We start from the raw sequence: 26,053 nt of genomic DNA on the forward strand, positions 1-26,053 counted from the left end.
GGGACCCGCTGGCATTGACCGAGGTCAAAGGCAGCGCTGCAGCTTGCTGCTAGGTTGTCAGCGTGATTTTTCAAATGTCGAACCTCCTATTCTTTGGGCTGAGAGCCATGAAACGCCCAGGCAAGATTACTATTATCGGCGGTGGCATCGCTGGCCTTTGCACGGCGGTTTACGCCCGCCAAAGCGGCTATGAGGTCGACCTTCTCGAACAGCATCAGAGCGCTGGCGGTTTGGCCACGAGTTGGCGGCGGGGCGAATACACGTTCGAGACCTGCCTGCATTGGCTGGTGGGCTCCAATCCCGGCGGCACACTGCACGCCGAGTGGCGCGAGGTGTGCGACATCGACAGGCTCCGTTTCGTCGACCATGAAGAGTTCGTCCGCGTCGAGGACGAGCACGGCGCGAGCCTGCACATCTACGCGGATGTCGATTGCCTCGAGGCGGAGTTGGTGAAGGTCGCGCCGGAGGACGAAATCGAGATCCGTCACTTTACCAACGCAATTCGTCAGCTTGTAGATTTGCCGATGCCGCACCCAGACCAACTGTGGCTGGCGCGGATTGCGGGCATGCTGAAGATGCTGCCCGATCTTTGCTGGCTCGGTAGTTTTTGGCAGGGCCGGCCGCGCGTATACGCGGCCGGCCCATTGGTCATCATGACGCAATCCTGATTTCCACCAGAGCCTGCCTCTTATTCACCATGACCTGCTCGATTGCCGCTTCTAGCGTTTGCAACAGATCGTCGCCCTCTGTAACCTTTGCCGTCCAGGCGCGGCTTGCAGCGGCGACGAGCGTGAAATCTGGCGATGGCGAGAGCGAGACCAGAGGCATGGCGTTTGATTTCGCCGCAAAGCCGTCCGGGTAGACGCCGAGCACCGATTGGCGCACCGCGCCCCACTCGGAATTGTTCAAGACGAGGATGAGAAGCGGAATGCCGGCCGCTTCCGCAATCTGGTGACAGGCAACGGGGTTGGAGAACATGTAGGAGCCATCTCCCATGGTCGCGACGATCAGCCTGTCCGGTCGGGCAAGCTTCATGCCCAATGCTGCCGGAAAGCACCAGCCAAGCCCGCCGGAATGGGGTTCCTGATACCAGGTGTCCGGCGACTGCAGGGTCAGCTCTTCCAGCGGCGCGCCGAGTTCGGACAGTATGGCGGCGTCCCTGCCCTCGATCGCCTTGGAAAGGCAGGTGCTGACGAAGGCCTTGGACATGACTGGACCTCGGCCTGCTTCCGCATGATCCAAAACCGCGGCGCGGCGCTCCGCAGCAGCGTCTGCGACCTTGGCACGCCGCGCATCGCGCAATTTCGCCGTTGTCGGCAGGAACATCGAAGCAGAAGCAGCCAGTTCGATGATGACCTCCGCCGTGTCGCCGACAAGCGCGAGGTCACATGGAAAGTTGCGGACTGGGAAGCGCGAATAGAGCGGGTCTTGTCCGATATGAACGACCTTGCAGCCGGGCTTGAGCGAATGAACGTCCGGCGACCATGGCGCAAGGCAGTCGATGACAAACACCAGATCCGCCTTTGCAAGCCAGTCGGCCGGGTCGCCGCCCACGGCCATGGGATGGTCGGTCGGCGCCGCGAGCTGGATCGCCCAGTATTGGCAGATGGCAATGCCCCAGTCGTCCGACAGGCGCGACAGCACCCTGAAGCCTTCAGCAGAACCAGCGCCGCGCTGCGCGATAATAAGCGGGTTCTTAGCTTCGCTCAGCAGTTTCGCGGCTGCGTCGATATCGGCCCTGCGCGGCCCAACGCTCGCGGCCGCGATCGTCGCCGGGCCTTCAAGCTCGCTCGACGGGCAAGGCTCGCAGAGAACCTCGCGCGGCAGACTCAGATAGACCGGCCCGCGCGGCATCGAATTGGCGATGGCAAAGGCCCGGTCGACAATGTCGACGGCCTGTTCAGGAAATTTCATCTCGTAGTCCCACTTGACCGATTCGCGGATCATAGCGGCCTGGTCGCGCATTTCCTGACCCCAGCCGATCGGTACCGTGCGGGCGCCGAGCCGGCCCTTTTCGACGACGGGCGTGCGCCCGGAAAAGACAAGTATGGGAACATGCTCGGTCGCAGCGTTGATCGCACCAATAGCGCAATTGGCGAGGCCGACATTGGTATGGGCCATGACGGCCTGTGCGCGTCCCGTCGCCAGATAATAGCCGTGCGCCATGCCCATGGCCGCGTTTTCATGCGGGATGACGATGGCCTTTGGTAGCGGGATCTGCTTGGCCGAAGCTTCTGCCAGCCCCTCGATGATCGGTGGGAAATCGGTCCCGGAATTGGCGAAAATGTAATCGACGCCCACCGCCTTGAGGCGCGCAAGCAGAGCGCCGCCGGCAGTTATCGTTGGAGTCTTTTCGTCCGTCATGAATGTTACTCGCTTTCGGTATGTTTAGAGGTGGCTGGGAAGCCAGGTCGCAAGGATCGGGAAGGCAATGAGGAGCGCCAGCCGAACGAGATCGGTGACGATGAACGGAGCAACGCCTTTGAAGATCTTCGAGAAGCTTAGCTCCGGCACCACGCTCTTTATGACGAAGACATTCATACCCACCGGCGGATGAATGAGCCCGAGTTCCACGGTCATGACTATAATGACAGCAAACCAGATCGGATCGAACCCGAGCGACAGAATGACCGGATAGACGATCGGAACCGTCAGGATGATCATCGCCATGGCATCCATAAGGCAGCCAAGCACGATATACATCAACAGGATCAGCAAGAGTACGCCATAGGGGTTCAAGCCAAGCCCGGTCAGGAACGCTGTCACCTTCTGTGGCGTACCGGTAATCGTGAGGAAATAGCCGAAGATCAATGCGCCGATGAGGACGGTGAAAACGGCTGCGGCCGTGCGCGTCGCCTGCAAAAGCGACATCAGGATCTGGCGCCGCCCGAGCTTGCGGCGGAGAACCCCGATGATGAACGCGCCGCCAGCACCGACACCACCGGCCTCTGTCGGTGTGAAGAGACCGCCATAGAGACCACCGATCACGAACAGGAAAAGAGCGAGCGGCGCCCAGATGTCCTTGATTGCCTGGAAGCGCTCGCTCCAAGAGCTTTTGGCCGCCGCCGGCAGCAGGTTGGGACGCACCGCGCCTAAAATGACAATCGTCGTCATATACATGAGGACGGCGATGATGCCGGGAATCAGGCCCGCCATGAATAGCTTGCTGATATCCTGCTCGGTCATGATTCCGTAGACGACGAGCACCGTCGAAGGCGGGAACATCGCGCCCAGCGTCCCGCCGGCTGCGATTGTGCCCGCAGCGAAGGAGTCTGGATATTTCAGCCGCCGCATCTCGGGATAAGCGACCGTGGAGAAGGTTGCAGCAGTAGCAACCGACGAGCCGGAAATGGCGGCAAAGCCACCGCAGGCGAGGATCGTGGCCAGCCCCAGTCCGCCTTTCAGATGGCCAATGAGCGTGTTGGCGGCACGGAACAGTTCCCGGCTCATGCCGGAATTGGAAACGAACGCGCCCATCAGCAGGAACATGGGGATGACGCCGAACGTATAGTCGGTGACGGTGCGCATCGACGTCTGGCCGATCAGCTTCAGCGCCGGGCCGAATCCGGCAAGAAGACCGAAGCCTGTCACACCGACAAGGCCCATGGCCATGCCGACGGGAACGCGCAGCAGCATAAGCGCGAAGAGAACGACAAATCCAGAAATGGCGACAAGATTTTGGGTCATAAGCTTATTCCACCGGATCGTTGACGTGCTCTTGATTCACACGGTGCGGGGAAAAGACGAGGCGGAACGTGCGCACGGCAATCAGCAGCACGGCAGCGACGTCGCCAAGCCAGGCAACGAGAAAGAAGGGCCAGGTCGGAAGCTGGAGATCGTAGGTCAGGACATGCTGGGCGCGGGTCTGGACGACTTTGTCGAACAGCATGATGGTTTGCACCGTTACGACAAGGAGCAGGACGAGCGTGGCGAAGATGTCGATCGCCCGTTTGTATTTCAGGCTGACATTCTCCCAGACGAGATCGACCGTGATATGCGCGCCCCGATAGCTGGTGGCAGCAATCCCCCAGAAGATGAGGATACCCAGGAACAGGCGTCCAAAGTCATAACCATCCGGAATCGAATAGGAAAAGAAATAGCGCAGCATGACCGAAATGAAGATGTCCGCAGCAACAAGTCCGACAAATCCGGCGGCGATCCATTCAATCCCGGCGATGAAGCGATCCATGCCGTTTTGCGGCGGCTGGACGGCAGGCGCTTGGCCTTCTGTTATTTCAGGCGTCATGGCTTCCTCCCATTTGCCCTGAGCGATGGACCGGCCCCCGGACGGGACCGGCCCGATCCGCATCAGAAGGCGGCGTTGTTGTCGGAAAGGCTTTTCTTCAGGTCATCGAGTACTTGCTTAGGGTCGCCCCCCTTCGCGGTAACCTGCTTTTCCCAGCTGCTCTGCAGCGGAGCCACGGCTTTGCGCCAGAGGTCGATCTGCTCCGGCGTCAGTTCCACAACCTCATGGCCGGAAGCGGTCTTCATGCGCGCGCGACCCGCATGCTCAAACTCGGTCCAGGCGGAGGAGAGCTTGACGGCCCATTCCGTGTTGCAATGGGCGTCGAGTACCTTCTTCTGCTCGGGCGAGGCGTTGTCGTAGACATCCTTGTTCAGCGACCAGGTGTAGGCGGTCGTATAAAGCGGGACGTCGAGCGTGTATCTCGTCACCTTGTCGATGCCGAATAGAAAGACTGAATTCCATGGGAACGTGATGGCGTCAGCAATGCCGCGCTCCAATGCATCGCGTGATTCCGGCGCGGATGCCTGAATATTGGTGCCGCCGAGAAGCGTTACCATCTCGCCTATGGTCTGTTGCGCTGGGCGAACCTTCAGACCTTTCATATCGCCGGGTAGAACGATCTTCTTGACCGAATGCAGGCTGCCCGGATCATGTACGAAGGCGAGGCAGAAATGCGTATCAGCCATCTCCGTGCCGGCATATTTGCGATACCAGCTATCGACCGCAGCCGTGCCGCCCGTCGCATTCGCAATCGTGAAGGGAAGCTGAGCAGCATTGATCAACGGGAAGCGGCCGGGCTGATAGCCCGGGCTGACATAACCGACATCGGCAATGCCATCCCGCACCATGTCATAATGGTCGAATGCCTTGCCTAGCTGTTCGGCCGGAAAGATCGAGGCGGTAATCGTGCCGCCGGAATCCTTGGCGATGCTGTCGGCCCAATCCTGCGCGGACTTCACGAGGGGATGCGTCGGCGGCACCCAGAGCGAAATCTTCAGGTTGATCGGCTTGTCTGCAGCCGCCGTTGGTGACACGGCGCCGCCCCAAAGCGATCCAAGCCCCATGGCGGCGATCACGAGGCCGCTTTTCAGAATTCTGTCGAACATATCTTCCTCCTTGTTGAAGGCTGCAGGCAAGCCACAACCGTTTCCGGCTCTCCTCCAAGCCGAATTGCGCGGGAAATCCCCGGGGTTCGAAATGTCTTCCGATCGCCAGCGAAGCGGTGCCTAGGGTCGGCGAGCGACGCTGTGAGCGACCTCAGCCTTTGCCGAGCGCGCCGACAATCCTCGCCAGGATCGCGATCAGGGCTTCCTTGTCCTTCCCGACGATCGCATCGAGACGGCGGTCATGCTCGCGTGCGACGGCATGCAGCCGCTTATGCATTTTGCGACCCTCGTCTGTGAGACTGACACTGTAGCTGCGCTGATCGTTCGGGTTTTGTCGCCGTTCGATCAGGCCGCGAATGGCAAGCCCCTTCAGCGTCGAAGTCAGGGTCGAGCGGTCGCGACCGCAGACCCTGCTCAAATCCGAAGGGGTCAACTCGTCATATTCGGACAGGATCGTCAGGATCGAATACCAGCCAGGCTTCAAGTCAGTCTTTTCAAGCATCGCGCTGAACGCCTGGAAAGAAACCTCCTGGGCCACTCGAAGGTGATAACCGACAACGTCCCTGAATGCCGTCGGTATGAGAACGTCGCTTTCGTTTTCGCTTGGCGAATCTTGGGCTGGCTTGGGTGATACTTTCACGATCGCTCTCCGTTGCGGCTTCAAAACGGGTAATGCTGTTGTGCGTCTTCCACCGTGATCCAGCGCAGATCGGTGAATTCGGCAATCGCTGCACGTCCGCCGAAGCGGCCGTAACCTGAAGCCTTGACCCCACCAAACGGCATTTGAGCTTCGTCATGCACGGTCGGACCGTTTATGTGGCAAATCCCGCTTTCAATTCGGCGGGCAACAGCCATGGCGCGCTCGACATTCCGGCTGAAGACGGCAGATGATAAGCCATATTCCGTGTCATTCGCGACGCGGATCGCCTCTTCATCGCCATTCACACGGATTACGCTTTTGGCCGGGCCGAAGGATTCTTCGGAATAGATGCGCATGTCGGGCGTGACGCGGTCGACGAGCGTTGCTTCCATGATGGAACCATTATGCGTACCACCGGCAACGAGTGCGGCACCTTTGGCGATAGCGTCGTCGACCATTTCCTGCACCCGCACGGCCGCCTCGGGCGTGACGAGTGAGCCCAGAACAACGTGACCGCGCGGATCGCCGGCCGGAAGCGCCTTCGCCTTGGTCGCCAGTTTTTCAACGAAAGCATCCGCGACCTTCGCATCCACGATGATGCGCTCCGTCGACATGCAGATCTGGCCCTGGTTCATGTAAGCGCCGAAAGCGGCGGCGTTGACTGCCGCATCGAGATCGGCGTCATCGAGAACGATGAAGGGCGCCTTGCCGCCGAGCTCGAGCAGAACCGGCTTGAGATGCTCGGCTGCAAGCTTGGCGATGATTTTGCCGACGCGGCTAGAGCCGGTGAAGTTGATGCGCTTGACGGCCGGATGGGCGATCAGCGTCTCAACGACCTTTGCCGCATCGGCCGGCGCGTTGGTGACGACATTGACGACGCCGTTAGGGAAGCCCGCTTCGCGCAGCACCTGGCCAATGAGCCGATGCGTGCCAGGGCACATCTCGGAGGCTTTCAGGATAACCGTGTTGCCGCAGGCAAGCGGCATGGCGATTGCTCGCGTGCCGAGGATGACGGGGGCGTTCCAGGGCGCGATGCCAACGCAGACGCCGGCGGGCTGACGGATGCCCATGGCAAGCGTGCCTGGCTTGTCGGACGGGATGATCTCGCCGGAAATCTGCGTCGTCATCGCTGCGGCCTCGCGCAGGATATTGGCGGCGAACATGGTATTGAACCCGCCCCAGGGCGCGGTCGCACCCGTTTCGGCGGTCATCAGGCGGATGAATTCGCCCGCTTTGGAATCCATGATGTCGGCCGCCTTCAAGAGCAGCTTGCGGCGTTCGCCCGGACCCGATGCCGACCATTGAGCGAAGGCGGCAGCGGCGGCATCAACCGCGGCACGGGCGTCATCCGCTTGGCCGGCGGCGGCCTTGGTCGCGATCTCTCCGGTCACTGGATCGATGCGCTCATATACCCCGCCCGAAAGTGCTGCGCGGTCTTCATTGTCGATCAAAAGCTGAATGTTATCCATGATCCTCCTCCTCGGACGGCAAGGTCGCGTCGGTTGTGAACCGCCACGTTGTTCTGTGCAGATACGCCAGTCATCCCGCTAGCCCCATCCGTCCTGCCTCCTCTACACCTGAAGCTTATCCAACCTGCACCGATCTCGCAAGATAGTTTGACATCAAAATATTTGACATCAAACTATCTTGATGGGAGCATTCCGCGACCAAATGCGGCTGAGGATGGAAAGCCGAAAACTATGGGAGGAAATGCGTGAAGATAGCTGTCATCGGGGCTGGAGCCATGGGGAGCCTTTTTGCCGGACGTTTGGCTGAGAAGGGCAACGATGTCTCCTTGATCGAAGTCTCCAGCGTCATGATCGACGCCATCAAAGAAGAGGGGCTTCGGATGAACGGCCTCTTTGGCGAGAAAGCCTATAGCCTGCCGGTCGCTCCGGCGGATCACTATATCGAGACCTTCGAACTGTTGATCGTTTTCACCAAGGGCATGCACACGACCTCCGCGATGGAAGCGGCGAAACACGTCCTCGGCCCACAGACCTGGGTGCTCACCGTTCAAAACGGCATCGGCAATGTCGAGGCGATCGAGGCCTTCGTGGCACGAGACCGCATCGTCATGGGCATGACCAACTGGCCCTCGACACTGATCGAACCCGGCCTGATCACCGTCCCAGGTGAAGGCGAGATCAGGCTATGGGCGGCGAACGGTCAGGCCTCCGAAAGACTGGAAGCGATCAGCCGCACCCTGGACGAGGCGGGTCTCAACTGCAAGCTGGACCCAGGTGTCGAAGTGACTATTTGGGAGAAGCTCGCCTTCAATTCCGCACTCAATTCACTGGCAGCAGTCACCGGATTGACGGTCGGCGAAATGGGCGACCGGCAGGAAGCGCGCGACATCGTCTTCGCGATTGTCGGTGAGGTTGTCGCGGTTGCGAAGGCACGTGGCCTGGCAGTTGATGCCAACCATGTTCGACAGTCAGTGGAACATGCCTTTGCCAATCACAGGCAGCACAAGCCATCGATGTTGCAGGATCGACTTGCCGGCCGGCGTATGGAAATCGCCACAATCACCGGCGCCGTCAGCAGGGTTGGCAAGACGCTTAACGTTGCAACCCCGGTGACGACAACATTTGCCAATCTGCTGACCATCTTTGACAATGCCGGCTCGGTCGCCTGAAACACAAATTGTCAAGCATCTCGGACGAAGGCCCTTATGCAAGACCTGGACTCGCATTTCTGTTCTTGAACCTAAGATCTAATGGGAATTACGAATCCGGAACTGGATTGATCCAGGGAATGAATTCGTCCCTCGATACAGGCCGCTTAAGCAAGCGTATCATCGGCGGCCAACGGCCATCAATTTCCTTCTACGCCTTATCCGGCTTACGCGCTCTGGCCGGCTTCCCTCATGGTGCGGCGGATCGGCAGCAAGTCGATCCTGATCACAGACTTCAGCAAGCTCCAGGCCCCGCCAGGCGCCAATAGCATGACCCCGATGGCGAGCAGGCCAAGGATAATGAAATAGAGCGAGCCGATATTGCCCATAGTCTCGCGAAGCAGGAAATAGATCGCCACGCCAACGATCGGACCTTCGAGCGTACCGATGCCACCGAGAATGACGGCGAAGAGAATGATCGCCATCCAGTTCATGGAAAAGCCCGCCGTCGGGCTGACCTGCAGGACGACCATGTAATAGCAGGCACCGGCCGCCCCGCCGATCGCTGCCGCGACCAAAAGGACGTAGGTCTGCGTCTTGCGGATGGTCACGCCCATGGCCTCGGCTGCAAGTGGGCTGTCCTTCATGGCGCGCAATGCGAGCCCGAACCGGCCGCGCATCAGCGCTATGCATGCCAGAAGCGCCACGAGAAGAACAAGCGCAGACGTTCCATAGGTCGCAAACAGCCGAACGGATCGGTCAATGCCGCGCACGGCCGTCAGCGCCATGCCACCGCCGCCACCCAATGCACTGGTATGATAGACGATGAGACGTATGACTTCGGAGATAACCCAGGAGCCGATCGCAAGCTGCGCGCCTGAAAGGCGAAAGAGGATCGGCGTAATCAAAAGCGCAAATCCAGCACACACGAGGGCGGAGAGAACAACAAAGGGAAACGGCGGCAGTCCAAGACCGTTGGAAGCTACGAACAGCGTATACCCACCAATACCGATGAAAACCTGGAAGCCCATGAAGACGATCCCCCCAAAGCCGGCAAGGAGGTTCCACATGAGAGCTATTGAAAGAACGGCTGCGATTTCCGTCGTCAGGAGTATAGCGTAGCGCGACCCGGCAAGCGGGATTACAAGAAGAACCGCGGCTAAAATGCCGACAGCCGCGAGTGACCGGGCAAGAGGCGAAGCCATGATCATGCACGTATCCTTTTAGTGAAGAGGCCGCCTGGCATCAGCAGCAAGCCGATCAGAAAGACGATGTGACCGACAAGCGGGCCAAGGCTTGGGATAATTAAGGTGCCGGATGCCTGGGCGATGCCGAGGATAATGCCCCCCGCAAGCGTACCCCAAATCGAGCCCAACCCACCGAGGATCACGGCTTCGAAGGCGAAAAGCATGCGCTCAGGCCCAGTCGATGGGTCGAACGTGCCACGCATGCCGTAGAAGATCGCGGCGATGGCGGAAATCGCCAATGCGGCGCCCATCGCGTTGGCAAAGACACGGCGCGTGCGAATACCCATCAACTGCGCAACCGCCTCGTTGTCGGACGTTGCGCGCACGGCGCGACCGAAGCGCGTGCTGCCGAAGACGGCCGCGGTCAAGGCGAAAATTCCAACCGCTACCGCCAGTGTGAGGAGCGGAAGAACGCCGATGGCGACCGAGCCCAGATTGACAGCGGCCGTTCCGAGCGCGCCGGGATCAAGACTTTTCGTATCCGCGCTGAAAAGTTCCAGCATGACGTTCTGGAGAATCACCGAAAGACCGAACGAGACAAGAATAGGCGGCATCTCGCCGCGCCCGAGCGTCCGTTCCATGACGAAGCGCTGCAAGAGCCAACCCACCACAAACATGATCGGTGCAACGATCGGCAGTGCCAGCAGCGGGTGAATACCGAAATGCGTCATCAGTTGCAGGGCAATAAAGGCCGAGAAGATGATAAAGTCCCCATGGGCAAGATTGATCTGACGCATCAACCCAAGGCAGAGCGAAAGGCCGAGACCGTAGAGGCCGTAGAGAGCACCGACCAGTGCACCATTGATCAAGGTTTCCAACATATCAGCGCATCCCGAAATATGCGTTGGATATCTCGGTCCGGTCCGCCGCGGTAGACGAGCCAGAAAGAACAATCCGGCCGTGCCGCATGCAGGCGAAGCGGTCTGAGAATGCAAGCGCGCGTGCAATGTCCTGCTCGACGATTACGGTGGTCAGCCCGGCGCCACGCAACTTCTGAAGCGCTGAATAGACGACATCGACAGCCGCCGGAGACAGGCCGAGCGAGAGTTCATCGCACAATAGCACTTCAGGGTTCGACATGAGGGCGCGGCCGATCGCGACAAGCTGCTGCTGTCCGCCGGAAAGCGCGGTGGACGGCCGCTTGCGGAATTCCGCGACGGTCGGAAATATTTCGTAGACACGCTCTAGGTGCCATGCGCCTGCGCGGCGCGAATGCGCGCCGACAACCAGGTTCTCCTCCACTGTAAGGCTGGGAAAGAGCTGTCGCCCCTCCGGCACAAGGGCCAGACCGTGGCTGACGATATCCATCGGTGTCAGGCCCGCGATGTCGCGACCGGCAACCGACACGCTGCCCGCCTGTGGCTTCAGCCGGCCCGTCATTACCGCAAAGGTCGTGGTCTTGCCGGCGCCGTTCGCCCCGATGAGCGCGAGCGTCTCGCCGCGTGCAACATTTAGGTCGAGGCCGAACAGAACCGGCAGCGGACCATAGGCAGCCCGCAAGTCAGTGATCGATATCATCAATGTCAGGCTCCATGCCCAGATAGATTTGACGCACCTTCGGCATACGCATCGTTTCATGCGGCTCGCCATGCGCGATGATGCGTCCTTCGCCAAGCACCGCGAGTTCGTCGGCGGCATGTGTCAGGACGTGAACCAGATGTTCAATCCAGATGATCGCGAGACCGCTTGCCGCGAGCGCTTTCACAATGGCCGCAACGCCGGCAGCCTCGTCATCTGTCAACCCGCCGGCAATTTCGTCGAGCAGGAGGACCGAGGGTTTGGTAGCCAGCGCTCGCGCCAGCTCTAGCCGTTTGCGATCAAGCAGCGGGAGCCCGCCGGCAATCAGGTCGCCGCGGCTTCTGAGCCCGCAGATTTCCAGCGCCTGTAAGGCCGCGTCTTCCGCTTCACGCCCCTTGAGAGCCCCCGCAAACGCGGCGGCGACCAGCGCGTTTTCGTAGACCGACATGTGCGAGAAGGTTTGCGGGACCTGGAACGTCCGGCCGATGCCGGCAACGGCGCGCGCCGAAGCGCCAAGCGAAGTGACGTCCCGTCCGGCAAGAAATACCTTGCCGGACGAGGGCGCGAAGGTTCCGGAAATCACGCTGAACAGCGTCGTCTTACCAGAGCCGTTGGGGCCGATAATTCCGAGAATTTTCCCATGATCAACTTCGATGCTGACTCCGTCCAAGACAATCGGTCCGCCATAGGACTTCACGACATTTTCGACAGTGAGCGACCTGGTTGTATCAGCCGCCGGCATCATCCAGCCTTCCTGGCCAAGTCCATTGTGAAGTCAGCCTGGATTGGAACTTCAGGAGCGTTCTTGTTGTAGGTCACCTTCAGATCATAAGCACCATCCGGCTGTAGACGCCATTGGCCGCCTGCGATCTTGAGCTTGGCAACATTCTTGATTGGGCTTCCGGCCCAGTCGATATCGCCGACGACCGTCGTCATCCTGGTCGACTTGATGGTTGCCTGGATTGCATCCGGATCTGTCGGATCGGCGGCATTCTTCAACGTGTTGATCCCCAGCTCCCACAAGGCATGGACAACGCCTATCGGCTGCGTCCAACGCTTGCCCGACGACTTGGAATATTCGGCGGCGATCTCGGCGCATGACTGCCCCGTCAGCGTCGACTTGAAGGGGTAGTTCGGTGTCCACCAGATTTCCGTCGACATTCCGTCGCCGGCTTTGCCGAGAGCCTCAATGCCGGATGGGAAAAGCAGAGCTTTGGCGGGTGTAGCAATCTTCGGCTTGAAGCCGAGCTGCTGCGCCTGACGCCAAAACACAGCCCATTCCGGTGGGGAGAAGAGACCCGTCACGATATCGCAGCCGGCATCGCGGAAGGCAACGATTTGGCGTGAGAAATCGTCTGCACCCGGCTGGAACTCGCCGACGTCGACAATCGAATAGCCGCCCTTGCCGAGCGATGCGGGGAAGCCAATGTCCGCATTGCCGAAGACCTTGCCGGGCGGATCGTTCGACCAGACCGTGCCGACCTTCTTGTTGGTCGTTTGAGCGTCCCACATACCGATAAAGGTCGAGATGATGTCCTCGATACCCCAGAAGAAATGGTTCACATACTTGAACCCAACATCCGGCTTGCCCTTGAGCGGGAACATCCAGCCCTGCCACGGATCCATGGTGGTAATGCTCGGGATGCCAGCCGTCTCGCATTGTGATGCGACCGGAACGTTGGTCAACGCACCCTGCGCCAGGATGAGATTGACGCCATCGTTGTTAATCAACTGGCTTGCCGAAGTGGCAGCGCGGTCGGAATTCGACTGGTCGTCAATGTCAATGATCTCGACCTTGTAGGTCTTGCCGTTGTTGACAAGCCCATCCTTCAACACCTCGCGCACCTTGCCGAGGATGAAAGGGTCAGCCTCCGCGAACGGCGCAAGCGCCCCCGTCTTCGAGCTGACATAGCCAATCTTGATCGTCGGGCTGGCCGCGATAGCCGGAGCCGGCAGAACGGATGTCGCCGCTCCAGCGGCGGCACCCGCTCCTATGACCTGTAGGAAGCTACGGCGAGTAAACCTCATGTTGTCGCGCGAGAATGTCATTGTTCTTCCTCTGTCGATTTTGTTGCCGTCAGGACGGCTTTTTGCAGCTGCAGACCCGTCGCAGGCGGAAACCGGCAACCGATCTGCAGCATGATAGGGGCGAGCGTACGAGCGCGGGATCAACAGTTTTGCGGATAATTCCGCATTTGCCGTTCCCGGCATTTGCGCTTCAAATTAGGGCAAAAAAGGTGAAATCGGCGCCCCTGGCCCCACAATCGGCGGCTCGCTTAAAAGTGGATGTCGTTTGTGAAGGAGAGACTAGGCTGTCGCTCGCCGGCTCGCCGGGCTGACAGTGATCGGGCCGACATCCGCATCGTGGTGACCGGCATGACAATGATGATGTTCGTGCCCGTGGTGCGCATGCTCATGTGCGTGTTCAAACTCTTGAAGCGCACCTAAAGGTATCGGCGCGAGCCCCTTGCTGAACTCGATCGGCTTGCCATGCTCCGTATGAAAATAGGAACGTCGCCAGTGTTCCTCGTATTCCTCAACCTCCCCGCCGCTTATCAGACCGCGCGCGGCGACGATCTTTTCCAACGCCTGCATCCATTGGCGGTAATAGGCCGTGTTGACGTCCTCGTCTCCTCTTTGGGGCGCGGTTTCGATTTCGCTTGAGAAAGCCGTGGCCCACTCCGTCCATGTGAAATGCCCGGCGCGCGATAGTTGCATTGTGAGCGCAAAGGCCTCTGCCTGCCACGGCTCGGAAAAGGCCGGCCCGTTGTCGAGCCATTGCTGATCAATCGTCAAGTCGCGGGGCATCACGACAAATCTCCCACCTTCAGATAGCTTTCCCAGAGGTTCAGGTAGACGGCTCCTGGTCCATCACTTCCCTTGCCCCACAACGTTTCGCTCTCGAAGCGTACGCGATAGAGGTGATCGGGACGTTCCCCGAGCCCGATCGAATGGGCGTCCGGGAAGACATGGGCTCCCTCATATGCGACGATCGTCCCGCGCTTGTCGCGAGCATAGCCTGGAAGGCGCGTATGGGCGGAAACGTTATCGTTGGTGGTCTTGATGACGTCACCCAGCTTAAATTTCGGCAGGGTCCCAATTGCGCGCAAAGTAGGCGCGCCGGTGGCGATCGCCACGGCAACCATCTCCTTAGGCAGCATTGTCAGCCTCCTTTGCCACAAGCTCGGCGATCCGCGCTTCTAATTCCTGACGCGTGAAGACCCCCTTCGTCGTCAAGAGATCCTCAAGCGAATACAGCCAATGTTCGAAGTACGAGGTGTTCAAATAGTCGACCGGCGGCATCCGCTCCATCGAGTAGCGACTTTCATCGATATTGAAGCAGCCGGCCGCCAGCGACAGGAGATTGACCGCAAAGGTCTTCGCCTCCCATTCCTCCTTGAACCTCGTGTCATCATCGGCGCGATTGACCGGGCCGAAGCCTTGCATTCCGCCCATATCTGCAATCGATCTCATGATATTGCTCTTCTCAGATTGCCGAAGCTGTCAGCGGGACGCCAGTGCCGATCATGGAATCGCGAGTGACAAGAGCCGCAAGCTTTTCCTCGCTCCAGTCCTCCGTACCGGCTGGACGCTCCGGCAGAACCATGTAGCGGATCTCTGCATTGCTGTCGTAGACCCTGACCTCGCGCTCGTCGGCAATTGTCAGGCCGAACTCAGCAAGCACAGAGCGCGGCTCGATGACAATGCGGCTGCGATAGGGGGCGGATTTGTACCATGTCGGCGGCAGGCCGAGGACGGTCCACGGATAGCAGGAGCAAAGGGTGCAGACGATCACATTGTGAACCTCCGGTGTATTCTCCAGGATGACCATCGCCTCGCCTTGCAGGCCGCCGATCCCCATCTCCTTCAGGGCTTCGGTTCCGTTCTCAAGCAGGCGCGCCTTGAACGCCGGATCGGACCAGGCGCGCGCCACAACTCCGGCACCGATGCGCGGGCCAAGCTTGTTCTGGAAGATATCGACAATTTCCGATACCGCCCCTGGATCCACTTTGCCCTTTTCGACCATGAGCGTCTCGATCGCTTTAATGCGAAGCGCAAGCATGGAAGGGGGCAGCGTATGATCATCGTGGCTCATGGCAGTTTGCTCCAACAAATCCAAGACAGATCCAGACTAGCCGCAGCTTCATCCCAGTATATCATCATTTCTGCGGATGCACTTTCTCCTTGCCTGCAAAGAGATATTCGCAAGAAAGGGATTCCGCGCGTGCGCAGCCGAGCAATGCGAGTGTGTTATCCAATTCGGCCTTGAGCATTTCCAGCACCTGGCAAACACCCGCCTCCCCTGCTGCCGCCAATCCGTAGAGAAGCGCCCTGCCTGACAGTGCCATCGTTGCTCCGGAAGCGACGGCCTTGGCTATGTCTGAGCCGGATCGGATGCCACTGTCCATCAAAATCGGAATGCGAAGCATCTCGCGTGCGAGACGCAATAGCTCGATCGACGCGGGCACGTCTTCCAGCTGCCGTCCACCATGGTTGGAAAAGATGACGGCATCCGCGCCCGCCTTCTCCAGGAGCAGCGCGTCCGCAACCGATAGGACGCCCTTGACGATCAATTTATGCGGCCAGAGGTCCCGAAGCGCTGCAAATGCCGCCCAGTCAAAACCCGCATCCATCTGCCGGGCCATGAGCGCCGATTGAGATGCTATGTCCGCGACATCGGCCGAGGCAAAATTGGCGAGTTGCGGCAAGCCGCATTTAAGCTGCGCGAGGGTCCAGCGCGGGTGCGTGGCAGCATCGAGGACTATCTTAGGAGACAGTTTGAAAGGCACCTTGAAACCCGAACGCAGGTCGCGCTCTCTCTTCCCATTGACGGCCACATCCACGGTAAGCACGAGAGTTGAATAGCCAGCTTGAAGAGCGCGGCGAACGAAAGCTTGTGCCTGTTCGCGATTGAGGACGTAGAGCTGGAACCATTTTTCCGCATCCGTGGCACGAGCAACTTCTTCGATGGTCGATGTCGACGCGGTCGAAAGGCAGAACGGAATATCATACCGGGCCGCGGCGCGTGCGAGAGCAAGATCGCCGCCGGGCCACAAGACGCCATTCAATCCGGTCGGCGCAATTGCCAGTGGCATGCGGTAGGTTTTGCCAAACAGACGGACCGATAGATCTCTGCGATCCACAGCGATCAATCGATGCGGATTAAACAGAACATTGTCGAGTGCCGTTCGATTGCGGCTCAGGCCTCGCTCGCTGCCGGCGCCTCCCTCAAGATAATCGAAAACCATACGTGGCAGACGACGACGCGCGCGCTGACGCATATCCTCGAAATTGATCAGGTCGACCATTTTTGCCTCAATTTTGGAAAGCTCGAGACTTTATGAACGATGGGACGCCCGCTTGCCATCATCCGCCGAGATTTGGCGACGGGGCCGGAAATAGATCACCGATGGCGAGCGACAGCGCGAGCAAATCAATGTCTCTGCCGAAGGGATAGTCGAGACCCAAACCAACCGGTAACCCCTGCGGCGTGCAGCCGACCGGAATACTGATGCCCGGAAGGCTGGCCGTGCTGCCGATATCGGTATTGTGTATCAATGCTGTAAACGTTGGAAACAGCTTACCATCGATTTCCACCGTATCGGATTGATCGAGAAGCGGCGCCGGCACGCGGCAAACGGGAAATGCCAATGCGTCAATGCCATTCGAGACAAATAGATCGGCATAGGCCGCTTTCAACGCAGGAAGGTGTATGGCAATCGCGGCGTGATAGGCCTCGCTGCTCACTGCGGTGGCAGGATCGAGTTGCGCAAGAAGCAGTTCCCGCACATCGTGGCCGGCTGCCTGTTCTGCAACTTCCGCGGAAGTCAAAGGAATGCCATGATCTGCCAGAAATGCTGATAACGCGACTTTACCCTCATAGATCGATATCGGCATGGAAGACAAAGCGTAGGGGTCCAGCAAGCCCCCCGCATCGACTTCGACGAGTTCCGCACCCTCGCAAACAAGCTTGTCGAGCGCCTGCATGCAAACTGCCGCAACACCGGGATCGACCACCTCCCAGAAATGTTTGCGCGGAATTCCGAGCCGAACCCCTTTGGCCGTCGAGGCCTTCACTGCAGGAGCACGCGTAACGACACTGTTCAGAAGCACGATATCTGCGGCGCTTAACGCAACTGGACCGGGAGTGTCGCGCGTCGTGGAAATCGGCACGATGCCAGCAGTCGGCCACCGCCCCGTGGTCGGGCGATAGCCCCAGGTGCCGCAGAAAGCCGCCGGAATGCGAACGGAGCCGCCGGTATCGGTACCAATGGAGGCAGGAACAAAACGAGCACCTACAGCGGCCCCGCTACCGCCGCTCGAGCCGCCGGCGCTGCGCCTCTGATCGAAAGGATTTCGCGGTGCGCCAAAGGCAATGTTGTCCGAAGTCGCACCATAGGCAAGTTCATGCATTCCATTCTTGCCGAAAGCAATTGCCCCGGCCTCTAGAAGACGGGCCGCCACAGGCGCGTTGTCCGTCGGCCGGTAGGCGCGAAGCGACGGCGTCCCGCCCGTCGTGGGATAGCCTTTGACATTGATATTGTCCTTGAAGGCGATCGGCAGACCATGGAGCGGCCCCCGGATGCGACCGGCCGCCCTATCAACATCTGCCTGGCGCGCGTCTCGCAGCACCGTCTCCGCATCAAGGGACACAAAGGCATTGATCGCGGGAAGACTGTCCAATCTTTTCAGCAGACCCGCAACAAGCTCCTCCGCACTTAGAGTCCCTTGCGCCATCGCCGCGGATGCCTCGGTCAACGTAAATTCCTTGGGTGTCATTGTAGCACTCGCACGAATTTCCAACATCCGCAGAGCTAGTCAGAATGCGCGTTCGCCACCATCAGCAATTTTGTTGGTAAGGTCACATGTCAAATGCCGTCCAAAGGACTACCGCGGAAGCATAGCGGCCGACCGATCTCATGGGCTGCATCTGAATATTCTTGCTTTTTGATATGTTATTTGCTTCCCTTCCCCATAAGGGAACAAGACGGGACAACGATCCCGCTAATAACTGGGTTCATCATGACCGGGACTGTCTACGATTTGACGTTCGATGAGGCGAGCCTCTTCGCCGATATTGTCAGCAGGCTAACCAGCCTTGGATCGGTTGAGATCAGGGAAACGATTTTTCCCGACATTCTGCGCCTGATGCGTTCGGAGGCGCTGGCCTCCTTCATATGGAACCCGAAGTCAAACTCCTATCATGATCCCTTTGTCATCAATCAGTCCCTGGACAACATCAAGGCATATCGCAGCTGGTATCAGTATCGCGATCCAATGACCCGCCAGTTGCGGAGCCTCTGGCGCCCAGCATATGTGGATGAGGTCATCTGCAGATCGGATTTGCGTAAGACCGAGTTCTTCAACGACTTTCTGATGAAGGACGGTTTAGACCACGGAATCAATTTGTTCCTTAAGGTCGGTGGTCGAGAACTCGCGGATCTGCGCATCTGGCGAACCAACCGTCAGCCAGACTTTGCCGATCGCGAAATCGGCCTGCTAAAAGTGCTCTCGCCGCTGCTTACACGCGCACTCTCGGCATCGCCGGACATAACACTCTCCGTGCTCACCGAACGCGAGCGCGACGTTGCCCTCCTCGTCTCTCGCGGCTGCTCCGATAAAGATATCGGGCGCGTTCTCAATATCGGCTTTGCGACGGTACGCACGCACATCAGCCGTTGCCTTTGCAAGATTGGCTGCTCAAACAGAGCGGAGCTGGCAGCCTATGTCACAAGGCTCTCGCAATAGTCTGAAATATCGCACGAACACTCCGTTGGCTGCCCAGCAGATCTCGCCCGGAACAACCTTCACCGAGGCCGGTGTTGCCAAATTCCATTCGGACCTTGCATCCAAAGAGCGCGATCATCATCCCTCCAGACGGTACACGTTAAGAGGGCGGGAAGAAGGTTGGGGAATGTACCGTGATCTCGACGGCGACCTGTTGGGAAATTCCCACAAAGCCGCATTCTTTCTCGAGGTGCGCATAACGCCAATCATACTACAATTCTCCATTTCACTTGCGGCAAAGGTCCAGTCAAAAATAAAAATCGATTAGACTATGCCGTGTACGACAAAAACCGTCATTTCCGCGTCATTGTGCACTGGACAGGCGCTCTCCACTTTGCTCGTTACCCGTCGCGGTCCGCAACGTTACTTGTGCGAGATCGGGAGAAAGATACTGGTCTGGGAGCCGGGTCACCGGGATAAGCCATGAAGATGAGAGTCGGATCACCTAAGGAGGTGATGGAGGGAGAAGCGCGCGTCGCCATGACGCCCGATAGTGCGCAGCAGATACAAAAGTTGGGCTACGAATGCCTGATCGAAAAAGGCGCCGGTCGGTCAGCCGGCTTCAGCGACGAGGCTTACGAAAGAGCCGGGGTCGCAGTCGTGGATAGAGGCGAACTCTATGCCAATGTCGATATTGTCGTGAAGGTTCGCCCCCCGGAAACTTCGGAAATGGGGTCTCTGCGACGTGGGCAGACGCTGATCTCGTTTTTCTATCCGGCCCAAAATAGCGGCCTTCTGGAAGAGGCGAGGGCAAGGGCCTGCAACGTCATCGCCATGGATATGGTCCCGCGCATATCACGCGCACAGAAAATGGACGCTCTTTCGTCGATGGCCAATATTGCCGGCTACCGGGCGGTGATTGAGGCCGGCAACAATTTCGGTCGGTTCTTCACCGGCCAGGTCACGGCCGCCGGCAAGGTGCCGCCGGCGAAAGTCCTTGTCATCGGTGCCGGCGTTGCAGGCCTTGCGGCGATCGGCACGGCGACCTCGCTTGGCGCCATCACCTATGCCTTCGACGTACGCCCTGAAGTCGCCGAACAAATCGAATCCATGGGCGCCCAGTTCGTCTTCCTCGATTTCAAGGAACAGCAGCAGGACGGTGCAGCAACAGGTGGCTATGCAGCACCGTCATCTCCGGAGTTTCGCGAAAAGCAGCTGGAAAAGTTCCGCGAACTTGCTCCCGAGATCGACATCGTCATCACTACGGCCCTGATCCCCGGGCGCGACGCCCCGAAGCTCTGGCTTGCCGACATGGTGGCCATGATGAAGCCGGGGTCCGTCATCGTCGACCTCGCTGCGGAACGCGGCGGCAATTGCGACCTGACCGTTACCGATCAGAAGGTCGTCTCGGACAATGGCGTTACGGTCATCGGCTATACGGATTTTCCGAGCCGTATGGCGGCGCAATCCTCGACGCTCTATTCGACCAACATTCGTCACATGATAACGGACCTGACGCCGGGCAAGGACGGCAAGCTTGTCCACAATATGGAAGACGACGTCATCCGCGGAGCGACGGTTGCCTACGGCGGTGCCATTACTTACCCGCCACCGGCGCCCAAGGTGCCGGCGATCGCCGCACAGAAGCCAAAGGAAAAGGCAAGGGAGCTAACGCTTGAGCATAAGAGGGCGCAGGAAACTGCCGCCTTCAAGGTTCAGACGAGAAGTCATGGCGCGCTCCTTGCCGTCGGCACCGCGCTGCTCCTGCTCGCCGGCGCCTTCACGCCGCCGAGCTTCATGAACCATTTCGTGGTCTTCATGCTCGCGTGCTTTATCGGCTTTCAGGTGATCTGGAATGTCTCGCACTCGCTGCACACACCATTGATGGCGGTTACCAATGCGATTTCGGGCATCGTCATCCTTGGCGCGCTGCTCCAGATCGGATCCGGCAACTGGCTGGTCGTCACGCTTGCAGCTTTGTCGGTACTGGTCGCGACCATAAACATCGTCGGCGGATTCCTGGTGACACGGCGCATGCTCGCAATGTTCCAGAAGTCGTAATCAGTCGGAGCTCACCATCATGACAACAGGTATCGTTTCCGCGGCCTATATCTCGGCGGCTGTTCTTTTCATCTTGTCGCTTGGCGGACTTTCCGGACAGGAAAGCGCCAAGCGCGCCGTCTGGTACGGCATGACAGGCATGGCGCTTGCCATCGTCGCCACGGTCTTCGGTCCGGGGATCGGCAACTGGTTCATTATTGCCCTGATGATCGCAGGTGGCGCCGTGCTTGGCTGGTCTGTCGCAAGCCGGGTGCAGATGACGGAAATGCCGCAGCTCATCGCAGCCCTGCATTCCTTCGTCGGACTCGCGGCCGTCTTCATCGGTTTCAACGCCCATCTCGAAGCCGCGCGCGTATCCGGTTTGGACGAAGCCAGACGAGCTGCTCTTGACGGTTTCGCCGGGATCCTCGCTCACAAGGTTCCGGTCGAGCTGGCGATTATGAAGGTCGAGGTGTTTCTCGGCGTCTTCATTGGCGGCGTGACTTTCACAGGGTCCGTCATCGCCTTCGGCAAGCTTGCGGGCAAGATCGACGGCAAGGCGATGAAGCTGCCCGGCGGGCATTTCCTCAATGCGGGTGCGGCGATCCTCTCGCTGATCCTGCTTCTTGCGTATGTCAATGGTGCCGGTATCTGGACGCTAATCCTGATGACTGCATTCGCCTTCTTCATCGGCTACCATTTGATCATGGGGATCGGCGGCGCCGACATGCCGGTGGTTGTGTCGATGCTGAACAGCTATTCTGGCTGGGCGGCTGCGGCGATCGGCTTCACCCTTGGCAATGATCTCTTGATCGTCACCGGTGCGCTTGTTGGCTCTTCGGGTGCGATCCTCTCCTACATTATGTGCAAGGCGATGAACCGCTCCTTCGTTTCTGTCATCCTTGGCGGCTTTGGTAGCACCACTGGCCCTCAGATGGAGATCGTCGGTGAGCAAATTGCCATTGACGCAGACGGTGTTGCTGCTGCACTAAACGACGCGGATTCGGTCATCATTGTCCCTGGCTATGGCATGGCGGTGGCACAGGCCCAGCAGTCGGTATCAGAGCTCACCCGCAAGCTGAGAGCCGCCGGCAAGAATGTGCGCTTTGCCATTCATCCTGTTGCCGGCCGCCTGCCGGGCCACATGAATGTTCTCCTGGCGGAGGCAAAGGTTCCCTATGACATCGTCCTTGAAATGGACGAGATCAACGAGGACTTTCATGAAACCGATGTCGTGATCGTCATAGGCTCCAACGACATCGTCAACCCGGCTGCCCAGGAGGATCCATATTCCCCGATCGCCGGCATGCCCGTTCTTGAGGTTTGGAAGGCGAAACAAGTATTCGTCTCAAAGCGCGGGCAGGGCACCGGCTATTCGGGTATCGAGAATCCGCTGTTCTTCAAAGAGAACACGAGAATGTTCTACGGTGATGCGAGGAAGTCCGTCGGTGAGCTCTTGCTGAAGCTCGCCTAGGCGTCGCTGCATATGTCAGCGCTTAAGGCACTGACATATGCAGGAGTCAAGCCGAATTGAAGCGGTGTCGTTTTGATTTGAACGGTGCCAGATAGCTTCATCGACCGACTAGCTGCCGCACTTATCTTCTACAGCCATCTTGGTCGTTTGAAATACGGAAACGGCATTACTGGCGAAGCGATAGTCATCCCCAAGTGGGATACCGCCAAAAAAAGCGGACTGGAAAATTTGATCAAAGACGCTTGACCATTAAAAGATAAAGAAAGTGCTGCAGCCAGCTTTGGGCGCTCAAGGGGCAAGCCAACCCCTTGAACGCAATGTTAGCAAAACCGCAATCATAAAGCTGATTGCGGCTCTGATGAGACTCGAAGGTCAGGCCTATTTGATTTCATATGCATTTCAGTTGTACTCATGGTTCTCCATGGAGAGGTCGCGTACGTTGTCTTTAAACGCCTAGCGACAAAGTCATATGCTCGCGATCAGCCCACCATCCACCCGTATGACGCTGCCAGTGATGTAGGAAGCGCGTTTGCTTGCGAGAAACGTAACGACGTCACCATATTCCTGCGGGTCTCCATATCGGCCCAGTGGAATGGACCCCGTACTTTGTGCCGATACCTCTTCGACCGTACGCCCCTCACGCTTGGCTTTTTGCTCGTCAAGAAAGGTGATGCGACCCGTGGCAATACGTCCGGGAAGAACGATATTCGAGGTGATGCCGGCGCGACCGACCTCCTGCGCGAGTGTCTTCGACCAGCCGAGAAGCGCGGTGCGCAGCGTATTCGACATGCCCAAATTGGCGATAGGGGCGATCACGCCTGACGATGTCGAGGTAATCACCCTGCCCCATCCTGACGCTTTCATACTGGGAAGAACTCGGTCGGTTATGGCGATGACCGGCAATACCATCGATTGGAAGAAGCGTTGCCAGGCGTCTGCGTCCTGGCCGCTCACCGGTGTCGGCGGCGGGCCTCCAGTGTTATTGATCAGCACATCGACGGTACCAAATGCCTCCTCGACAGCCTTGAGACGCGCATCGATCACTGAGAGATCGGCTATATCCCACTCCAGTGTCAACGCTTTGCCGTCGGCTGACGCGATCGCATCGGTGGTGGCCTGTGCGGCCTCCCGGTTGATATCCGCGACGGCAACCCGCGCACCCTCGCCGGCAAGCGTTCGGGCGATCGCACCGCCAAGGCCGCCCCCAGCCCCGAAGACCAGCGCCGTCTTCCCGTTCAAACCCATATCCATTGTCATGCTCCCTTCATTCTCCGGCAAACAGCCGGCTTTCATTGTCTTTACCGATCAGCCGGCCATCCAGCCGCCGTCGACCATCAGGTTGACGCCGGTGATGTAGCTGGCCATGTCGCTCGCCAGGAAAAGTGCGGCCCCGGCGACGTCGCGCGGCGCGCCGAGGCGCGGCCAAGGGGTCCGGCTCCTTGAATAATCAAGGGCGTCAGGATCGTTCGCCACGCCCGGTTTGCCGGTGATGATCTTGCCCGGCGCGATCGCATTGCAGACGACAAGATCATCGGCATGATCCACGGCAATCTGGCGGGTCATCTGCACGATCGCACCCTTGCCCACGCCATAGGGAAAATCCCCGGGGCAGGCGATCATGCCGTGTTGAGAAGAGATGTTGATGATGCGGCCGCGCACATCGCTGACTGGTTCCTGTGTCAGGAACTGCTGCACCGCGCGCTTGCAGCAGTAGAAGTAGCCCGTGACATTCACGCCCATCACCTGCTGCCATTGCTGGGGTGTCGTTTCGAGAAGATTGGTCGATGTGTAGATCGCCGCATTGTTGACCATGACGTCCAGCCGGCCGAAATGCTCCACCGTCTCGCCAACCAGCATGTCGACCGCTTCCCAGCTCGATATGTCGGTCTGGGCGAAAAAGGCCCTGCCCCCTCCATCGCGGATGAGCGAGAGTGTCGTGTCACCCCCCTCGATTGGCGTTTCCCTCGTATCGGCGATCACGACCGCGGCCCCCTCGGCGGCAAAACGCAATGCTATTGCGCGACCAAGACCCGAACTTGCGCCGGTCACCACGGCGACCTTCCTGTCAAGCATGGACATGATGCCTCCCTATATTTCTCTCTGGATGACGCGGCCTGACGCAGCGGCCGTGATCGCTCCATTGCGAACGATCTCCCTGCCTCGCAAAAAGACGCGGGTCAGTGTTGCGGGCGCCTGCCATCCGTCGAACGGCGTGTAGGCGGCGCGCGAAGCCTGCTCCGCATTGCTGATGACGCTCGGCCGCCGCTGATCGACCACCAGTATATCGGCATCGCGCCCTGGCGCGATCGCGCCCTTGGACCCGCCGAGCCCGAAGCGCCGCGCGGGATTGCGCGCGCACATGCGGACGAGATCAGGCAGGCCTATCACCTTTTCTTCGACCAGGATCAGCATTGTCTGAAGCAGGGTCTGCAAACCGGGCATGCCGCCGGGTATGTCGGCAAAGGCAGGATAGGTCATCGCCTTTTCCGCGGGGCTATGCGGCGCATGATCCGTGGCGACGATGTCGATCAGTCCGTCCGAAAGTGCAGCCCGCAGCGCCGCCACGTCGCGCGCCCCGCGAAGAGGTGGAGACCCTTTGAGCTTCGCGCCGGCCGTCCGATAATCCTCCGCATTGAAGAAGAGATTTTGCGGCGTGGTCTCGACGGTAGCATCGGCCAACTCACGCAATCGACGCCACGTGGAAATGCCGAGAACCGAATTGATCTGCCGGACATGAATACACGAACCGGTTTCCGCAGCGGCCAATATGGCACGGGCAACTCCGCCGGCTTCGGCAAGCGGCGGACGGCTGTCGAGGAATGCCGCGATATCGCCCGCGGGATGACTGATGGCGCTGCCTTCGAGGATTGACTGATCGCCGGGTGAAATGCCGATCACCGTGTCACATCCGGCCAGTCGCCGCATTGTGTTGGCGACATCGTCCATGGTCTGGAAGCGAAATGTCTCAGGAACATCGGCCGTGAAAAGCTCCAGCGAGACGGGTCGCAGCGACAGCAATTTTTCGACGAGACTCACGTCTCGGGCAAGGACAGCCTGGAAGCCGACATCCACATGGATCCGACCACGCGCCATTGCCATCTTGTCGGCAAGCTGGTCGGCTGTGGCGGTCCAAGGCTCATCGGTCGGCATATCCAGCACCGCGGTGACGCCGCCGAGCGCCGCCGCCCGGGTGCCACTTTCGAAATCCTCCTTGTGGGTCAGGCCAGGTTCGCGGAGATGGACATGCGCGTCGACCAGCCCGGGCAACAGATGGCAGCCGGCCACATCGATAACGACGCGCGCTTGAGGCGCGTCGCCGGGGCCAAGAAGCGCGGCAATATGTTCGCCGATTATGGCGACATCAACCCTCGCCTCGCCATCGGCATTGACGACGGTGCCGCCCGATATGATCATGTCGAACATGCCGTTCTCCATAC

The 26,053-nt window shown here is 59.2% G+C and carries 27 protein-coding genes; 7 read left to right on the plus strand and 20 right to left on the minus strand.

Annotated features, from left to right (window positions below):
• Positions 1 to 107: 107 nt before the first annotated feature.
• Positions 108 to 668, plus strand: coding sequence for an FAD-dependent oxidoreductase (locus FHT28_RS20565; protein WP_168597198.1), 561 nt, complete (start codon positions 108 to 110; stop codon positions 666 to 668).
• Here FHT28_RS20565 and FHT28_RS20570 read toward each other — a convergent pair.
• The 6 genes from FHT28_RS20570 to FHT28_RS20595 all read right to left on the minus strand — a co-directional run bounded on the left by FHT28_RS20570 (position 652) and on the right by FHT28_RS20595 (position 7,461).
• Complete coding sequence (locus tag FHT28_RS20570; protein ID WP_168597199.1) at positions 652 to 2,364, minus strand: thiamine pyrophosphate-requiring protein; 1,713 nt, start codon at positions 2,362 to 2,364, stop codon at positions 652 to 654. The genes FHT28_RS20565 and FHT28_RS20570 overlap by 17 nt on opposite strands.
• A gap of 24 nt (positions 2,365 to 2,388) precedes the next feature.
• Positions 2,389 to 3,687 (minus strand): TRAP transporter permease, encoded by a 1,299-nt coding sequence (locus tag FHT28_RS20575; protein ID WP_047563164.1) that lies wholly within the window; start codon positions 3,685 to 3,687, stop codon positions 2,389 to 2,391.
• A 4-nt stretch (positions 3,688 to 3,691) separates the two neighbouring features.
• The gene (locus FHT28_RS20580) at positions 3,692 to 4,246 is read right to left on the minus strand and encodes a TRAP transporter small permease (protein ID WP_173412219.1); all 555 of its coding nucleotides are present in this window, start codon (positions 4,244 to 4,246) and stop codon (positions 3,692 to 3,694) included.
• Positions 4,247 to 4,308: 62 nt separating this feature from the next.
• A complete protein-coding gene (locus FHT28_RS20585) occupies positions 4,309 to 5,352 on the minus strand; it encodes a TRAP transporter substrate-binding protein (protein WP_246704908.1) in 1,044 nt (347 codons plus the stop codon).
• A 151-nt stretch (positions 5,353 to 5,503) separates the two neighbouring features.
• Positions 5,504 to 5,854 carry a MarR family transcriptional regulator gene (locus tag FHT28_RS20590; RefSeq protein ID WP_131512329.1) on the minus strand — a complete coding sequence of 117 codons (351 nt, stop codon included), beginning with the start codon at positions 5,852 to 5,854 and terminating at the stop codon, positions 5,504 to 5,506.
• Between the two features lie 158 nt (positions 5,855 to 6,012).
• Positions 6,013 to 7,461 (minus strand): aldehyde dehydrogenase, encoded by a 1,449-nt coding sequence (locus FHT28_RS20595; RefSeq protein WP_168597200.1) that lies wholly within the window; start codon positions 7,459 to 7,461, stop codon positions 6,013 to 6,015.
• A 245-nt stretch (positions 7,462 to 7,706) separates the two neighbouring features.
• Between FHT28_RS20595 and FHT28_RS20600 the strand changes: the two genes are divergently transcribed.
• On the plus strand, positions 7,707 to 8,630 hold the full coding sequence (locus tag FHT28_RS20600) for a ketopantoate reductase family protein (RefSeq protein WP_168597201.1): 924 nt from the start codon (positions 7,707 to 7,709) through the stop codon (positions 8,628 to 8,630).
• A gap of 206 nt (positions 8,631 to 8,836) precedes the next feature.
• Here the strand turns inward: FHT28_RS20600 and FHT28_RS20605 are convergent, their stop codons facing one another.
• The 11 genes from FHT28_RS20605 to iaaH all read right to left on the minus strand — a co-directional run bounded on the left by FHT28_RS20605 (position 8,837) and on the right by iaaH (position 18,154).
• Complete coding sequence (locus FHT28_RS20605; protein WP_168597202.1) at positions 8,837 to 9,820, minus strand: branched-chain amino acid ABC transporter permease; 984 nt, start codon at positions 9,818 to 9,820, stop codon at positions 8,837 to 8,839.
• A complete protein-coding gene (locus FHT28_RS20610) occupies positions 9,817 to 10,677 on the minus strand; it encodes a branched-chain amino acid ABC transporter permease (protein WP_168597203.1) in 861 nt (286 codons plus the stop codon). Before FHT28_RS20610 ends, FHT28_RS20605 begins: the two co-directional genes overlap by 4 nt.
• A 1-nt stretch (position 10,678) precedes the next feature.
• On the minus strand, positions 10,679 to 11,374 hold the full coding sequence (locus FHT28_RS20615) for an ABC transporter ATP-binding protein (protein ID WP_047563156.1): 696 nt from the start codon (positions 11,372 to 11,374) through the stop codon (positions 10,679 to 10,681).
• Positions 11,358 to 12,119 (minus strand): ABC transporter ATP-binding protein, encoded by a 762-nt coding sequence (locus FHT28_RS20620; protein WP_234903935.1) that lies wholly within the window; start codon positions 12,117 to 12,119, stop codon positions 11,358 to 11,360. Before FHT28_RS20620 ends, FHT28_RS20615 begins: the two co-directional genes overlap by 17 nt.
• Positions 12,116 to 13,423, minus strand: a complete 1,308-nt coding sequence (locus tag FHT28_RS20625) for an ABC transporter substrate-binding protein (RefSeq protein ID WP_113134083.1) — start codon at positions 13,421 to 13,423, stop codon at positions 12,116 to 12,118. Before FHT28_RS20625 ends, FHT28_RS20620 begins: the two co-directional genes overlap by 4 nt.
• 258 nt (positions 13,424 to 13,681) lie before the next feature.
• The gene (locus FHT28_RS20630; RefSeq protein WP_168597204.1) at positions 13,682 to 14,182 is read right to left on the minus strand and encodes a nitrile hydratase accessory protein; all 501 of its coding nucleotides are present in this window, start codon (positions 14,180 to 14,182) and stop codon (positions 13,682 to 13,684) included.
• Positions 14,182 to 14,535 carry an SH3-like domain-containing protein gene (locus tag FHT28_RS36700; RefSeq protein ID WP_168597205.1) on the minus strand — a complete coding sequence of 118 codons (354 nt, stop codon included), beginning with the start codon at positions 14,533 to 14,535 and terminating at the stop codon, positions 14,182 to 14,184. The genes FHT28_RS20630 and FHT28_RS36700 overlap by 1 nt, the downstream gene beginning before the upstream one ends.
• Positions 14,525 to 14,848: an SH3-like domain-containing protein gene (locus FHT28_RS36705; protein WP_081999707.1), complete on the minus strand. Its 324-nt coding sequence runs from the start codon at positions 14,846 to 14,848 to the stop codon at positions 14,525 to 14,527. The genes FHT28_RS36700 and FHT28_RS36705 overlap by 11 nt, the downstream gene beginning before the upstream one ends.
• A gap of 13 nt (positions 14,849 to 14,861) precedes the next feature.
• Positions 14,862 to 15,470, minus strand: coding sequence for a nitrile hydratase subunit alpha (gene nthA, locus FHT28_RS20645; protein ID WP_047641343.1), 609 nt, complete (start codon positions 15,468 to 15,470; stop codon positions 14,862 to 14,864).
• Positions 15,471 to 15,534: 64 nt separating this feature from the next.
• A complete protein-coding gene (locus FHT28_RS20650) occupies positions 15,535 to 16,683 on the minus strand; it encodes an alpha-hydroxy-acid oxidizing protein (RefSeq protein WP_168597206.1) in 1,149 nt (382 codons plus the stop codon).
• Positions 16,684 to 16,741: 58 nt separating this feature from the next.
• Positions 16,742 to 18,154, minus strand: a complete 1,413-nt coding sequence (gene iaaH, locus FHT28_RS20655; protein WP_210255813.1) for an indoleacetamide hydrolase — start codon at positions 18,152 to 18,154, stop codon at positions 16,742 to 16,744.
• A gap of 243 nt (positions 18,155 to 18,397) precedes the next feature.
• Between iaaH and FHT28_RS20660 the strand changes: the two genes are divergently transcribed.
• From FHT28_RS20660 to FHT28_RS20680, 5 genes are all read left to right on the plus strand, one after another.
• Entirely contained in the window at positions 18,398 to 19,123 is a 726-nt protein-coding gene (locus FHT28_RS20660; protein WP_047563144.1) for a LuxR C-terminal-related transcriptional regulator, read from the plus strand.
• Positions 19,124 to 19,148: 25 nt separating this feature from the next.
• Positions 19,149 to 19,430, plus strand: coding sequence for a hypothetical protein (locus FHT28_RS20665; protein WP_047563142.1), 282 nt, complete (start codon positions 19,149 to 19,151; stop codon positions 19,428 to 19,430).
• A gap of 161 nt (positions 19,431 to 19,591) precedes the next feature.
• Entirely contained in the window at positions 19,592 to 21,163 is a 1,572-nt protein-coding gene (locus FHT28_RS20670) for a Re/Si-specific NAD(P)(+) transhydrogenase subunit alpha (RefSeq protein WP_168597279.1), read from the plus strand.
• Between the two features lie 19 nt (positions 21,164 to 21,182).
• Positions 21,183 to 22,616: an NAD(P)(+) transhydrogenase (Re/Si-specific) subunit beta gene (locus FHT28_RS20675; protein ID WP_047563138.1), complete on the plus strand. Its 1,434-nt coding sequence runs from the start codon at positions 21,183 to 21,185 to the stop codon at positions 22,614 to 22,616.
• A gap of 84 nt (positions 22,617 to 22,700) precedes the next feature.
• On the plus strand, positions 22,701 to 22,862 hold the full coding sequence (locus tag FHT28_RS20680) for a hypothetical protein (RefSeq protein WP_168597208.1): 162 nt from the start codon (positions 22,701 to 22,703) through the stop codon (positions 22,860 to 22,862).
• A gap of 219 nt (positions 22,863 to 23,081) precedes the next feature.
• Here FHT28_RS20680 and FHT28_RS20685 read toward each other — a convergent pair whose 3' ends face one another.
• From FHT28_RS20685 to FHT28_RS20695, 3 genes are read right to left on the minus strand one after another with little or no spacing between them, the layout of a single operon-like run.
• Positions 23,082 to 23,867, minus strand: coding sequence for an SDR family oxidoreductase (locus FHT28_RS20685; protein ID WP_037198037.1), 786 nt, complete (start codon positions 23,865 to 23,867; stop codon positions 23,082 to 23,084).
• Positions 23,868 to 23,921: 54 nt separating this feature from the next.
• On the minus strand, positions 23,922 to 24,695 hold the full coding sequence (locus tag FHT28_RS20690) for a glucose 1-dehydrogenase (RefSeq protein ID WP_047563134.1): 774 nt from the start codon (positions 24,693 to 24,695) through the stop codon (positions 23,922 to 23,924).
• A 9-nt stretch (positions 24,696 to 24,704) separates the two neighbouring features.
• Positions 24,705 to 26,039 carry a dihydroorotase family protein gene (locus FHT28_RS20695; RefSeq protein ID WP_168597209.1) on the minus strand — a complete coding sequence of 445 codons (1,335 nt, stop codon included), beginning with the start codon at positions 26,037 to 26,039 and terminating at the stop codon, positions 24,705 to 24,707.
• Between the last annotated feature and the right edge of the window lie 14 nt (positions 26,040 to 26,053).

The organism is Rhizobium sp. SG570, assembly GCF_012275345.1.
GTDB lineage: Bacteria > Pseudomonadota > Alphaproteobacteria > Rhizobiales > Rhizobiaceae > Rhizobium > Rhizobium lusitanum.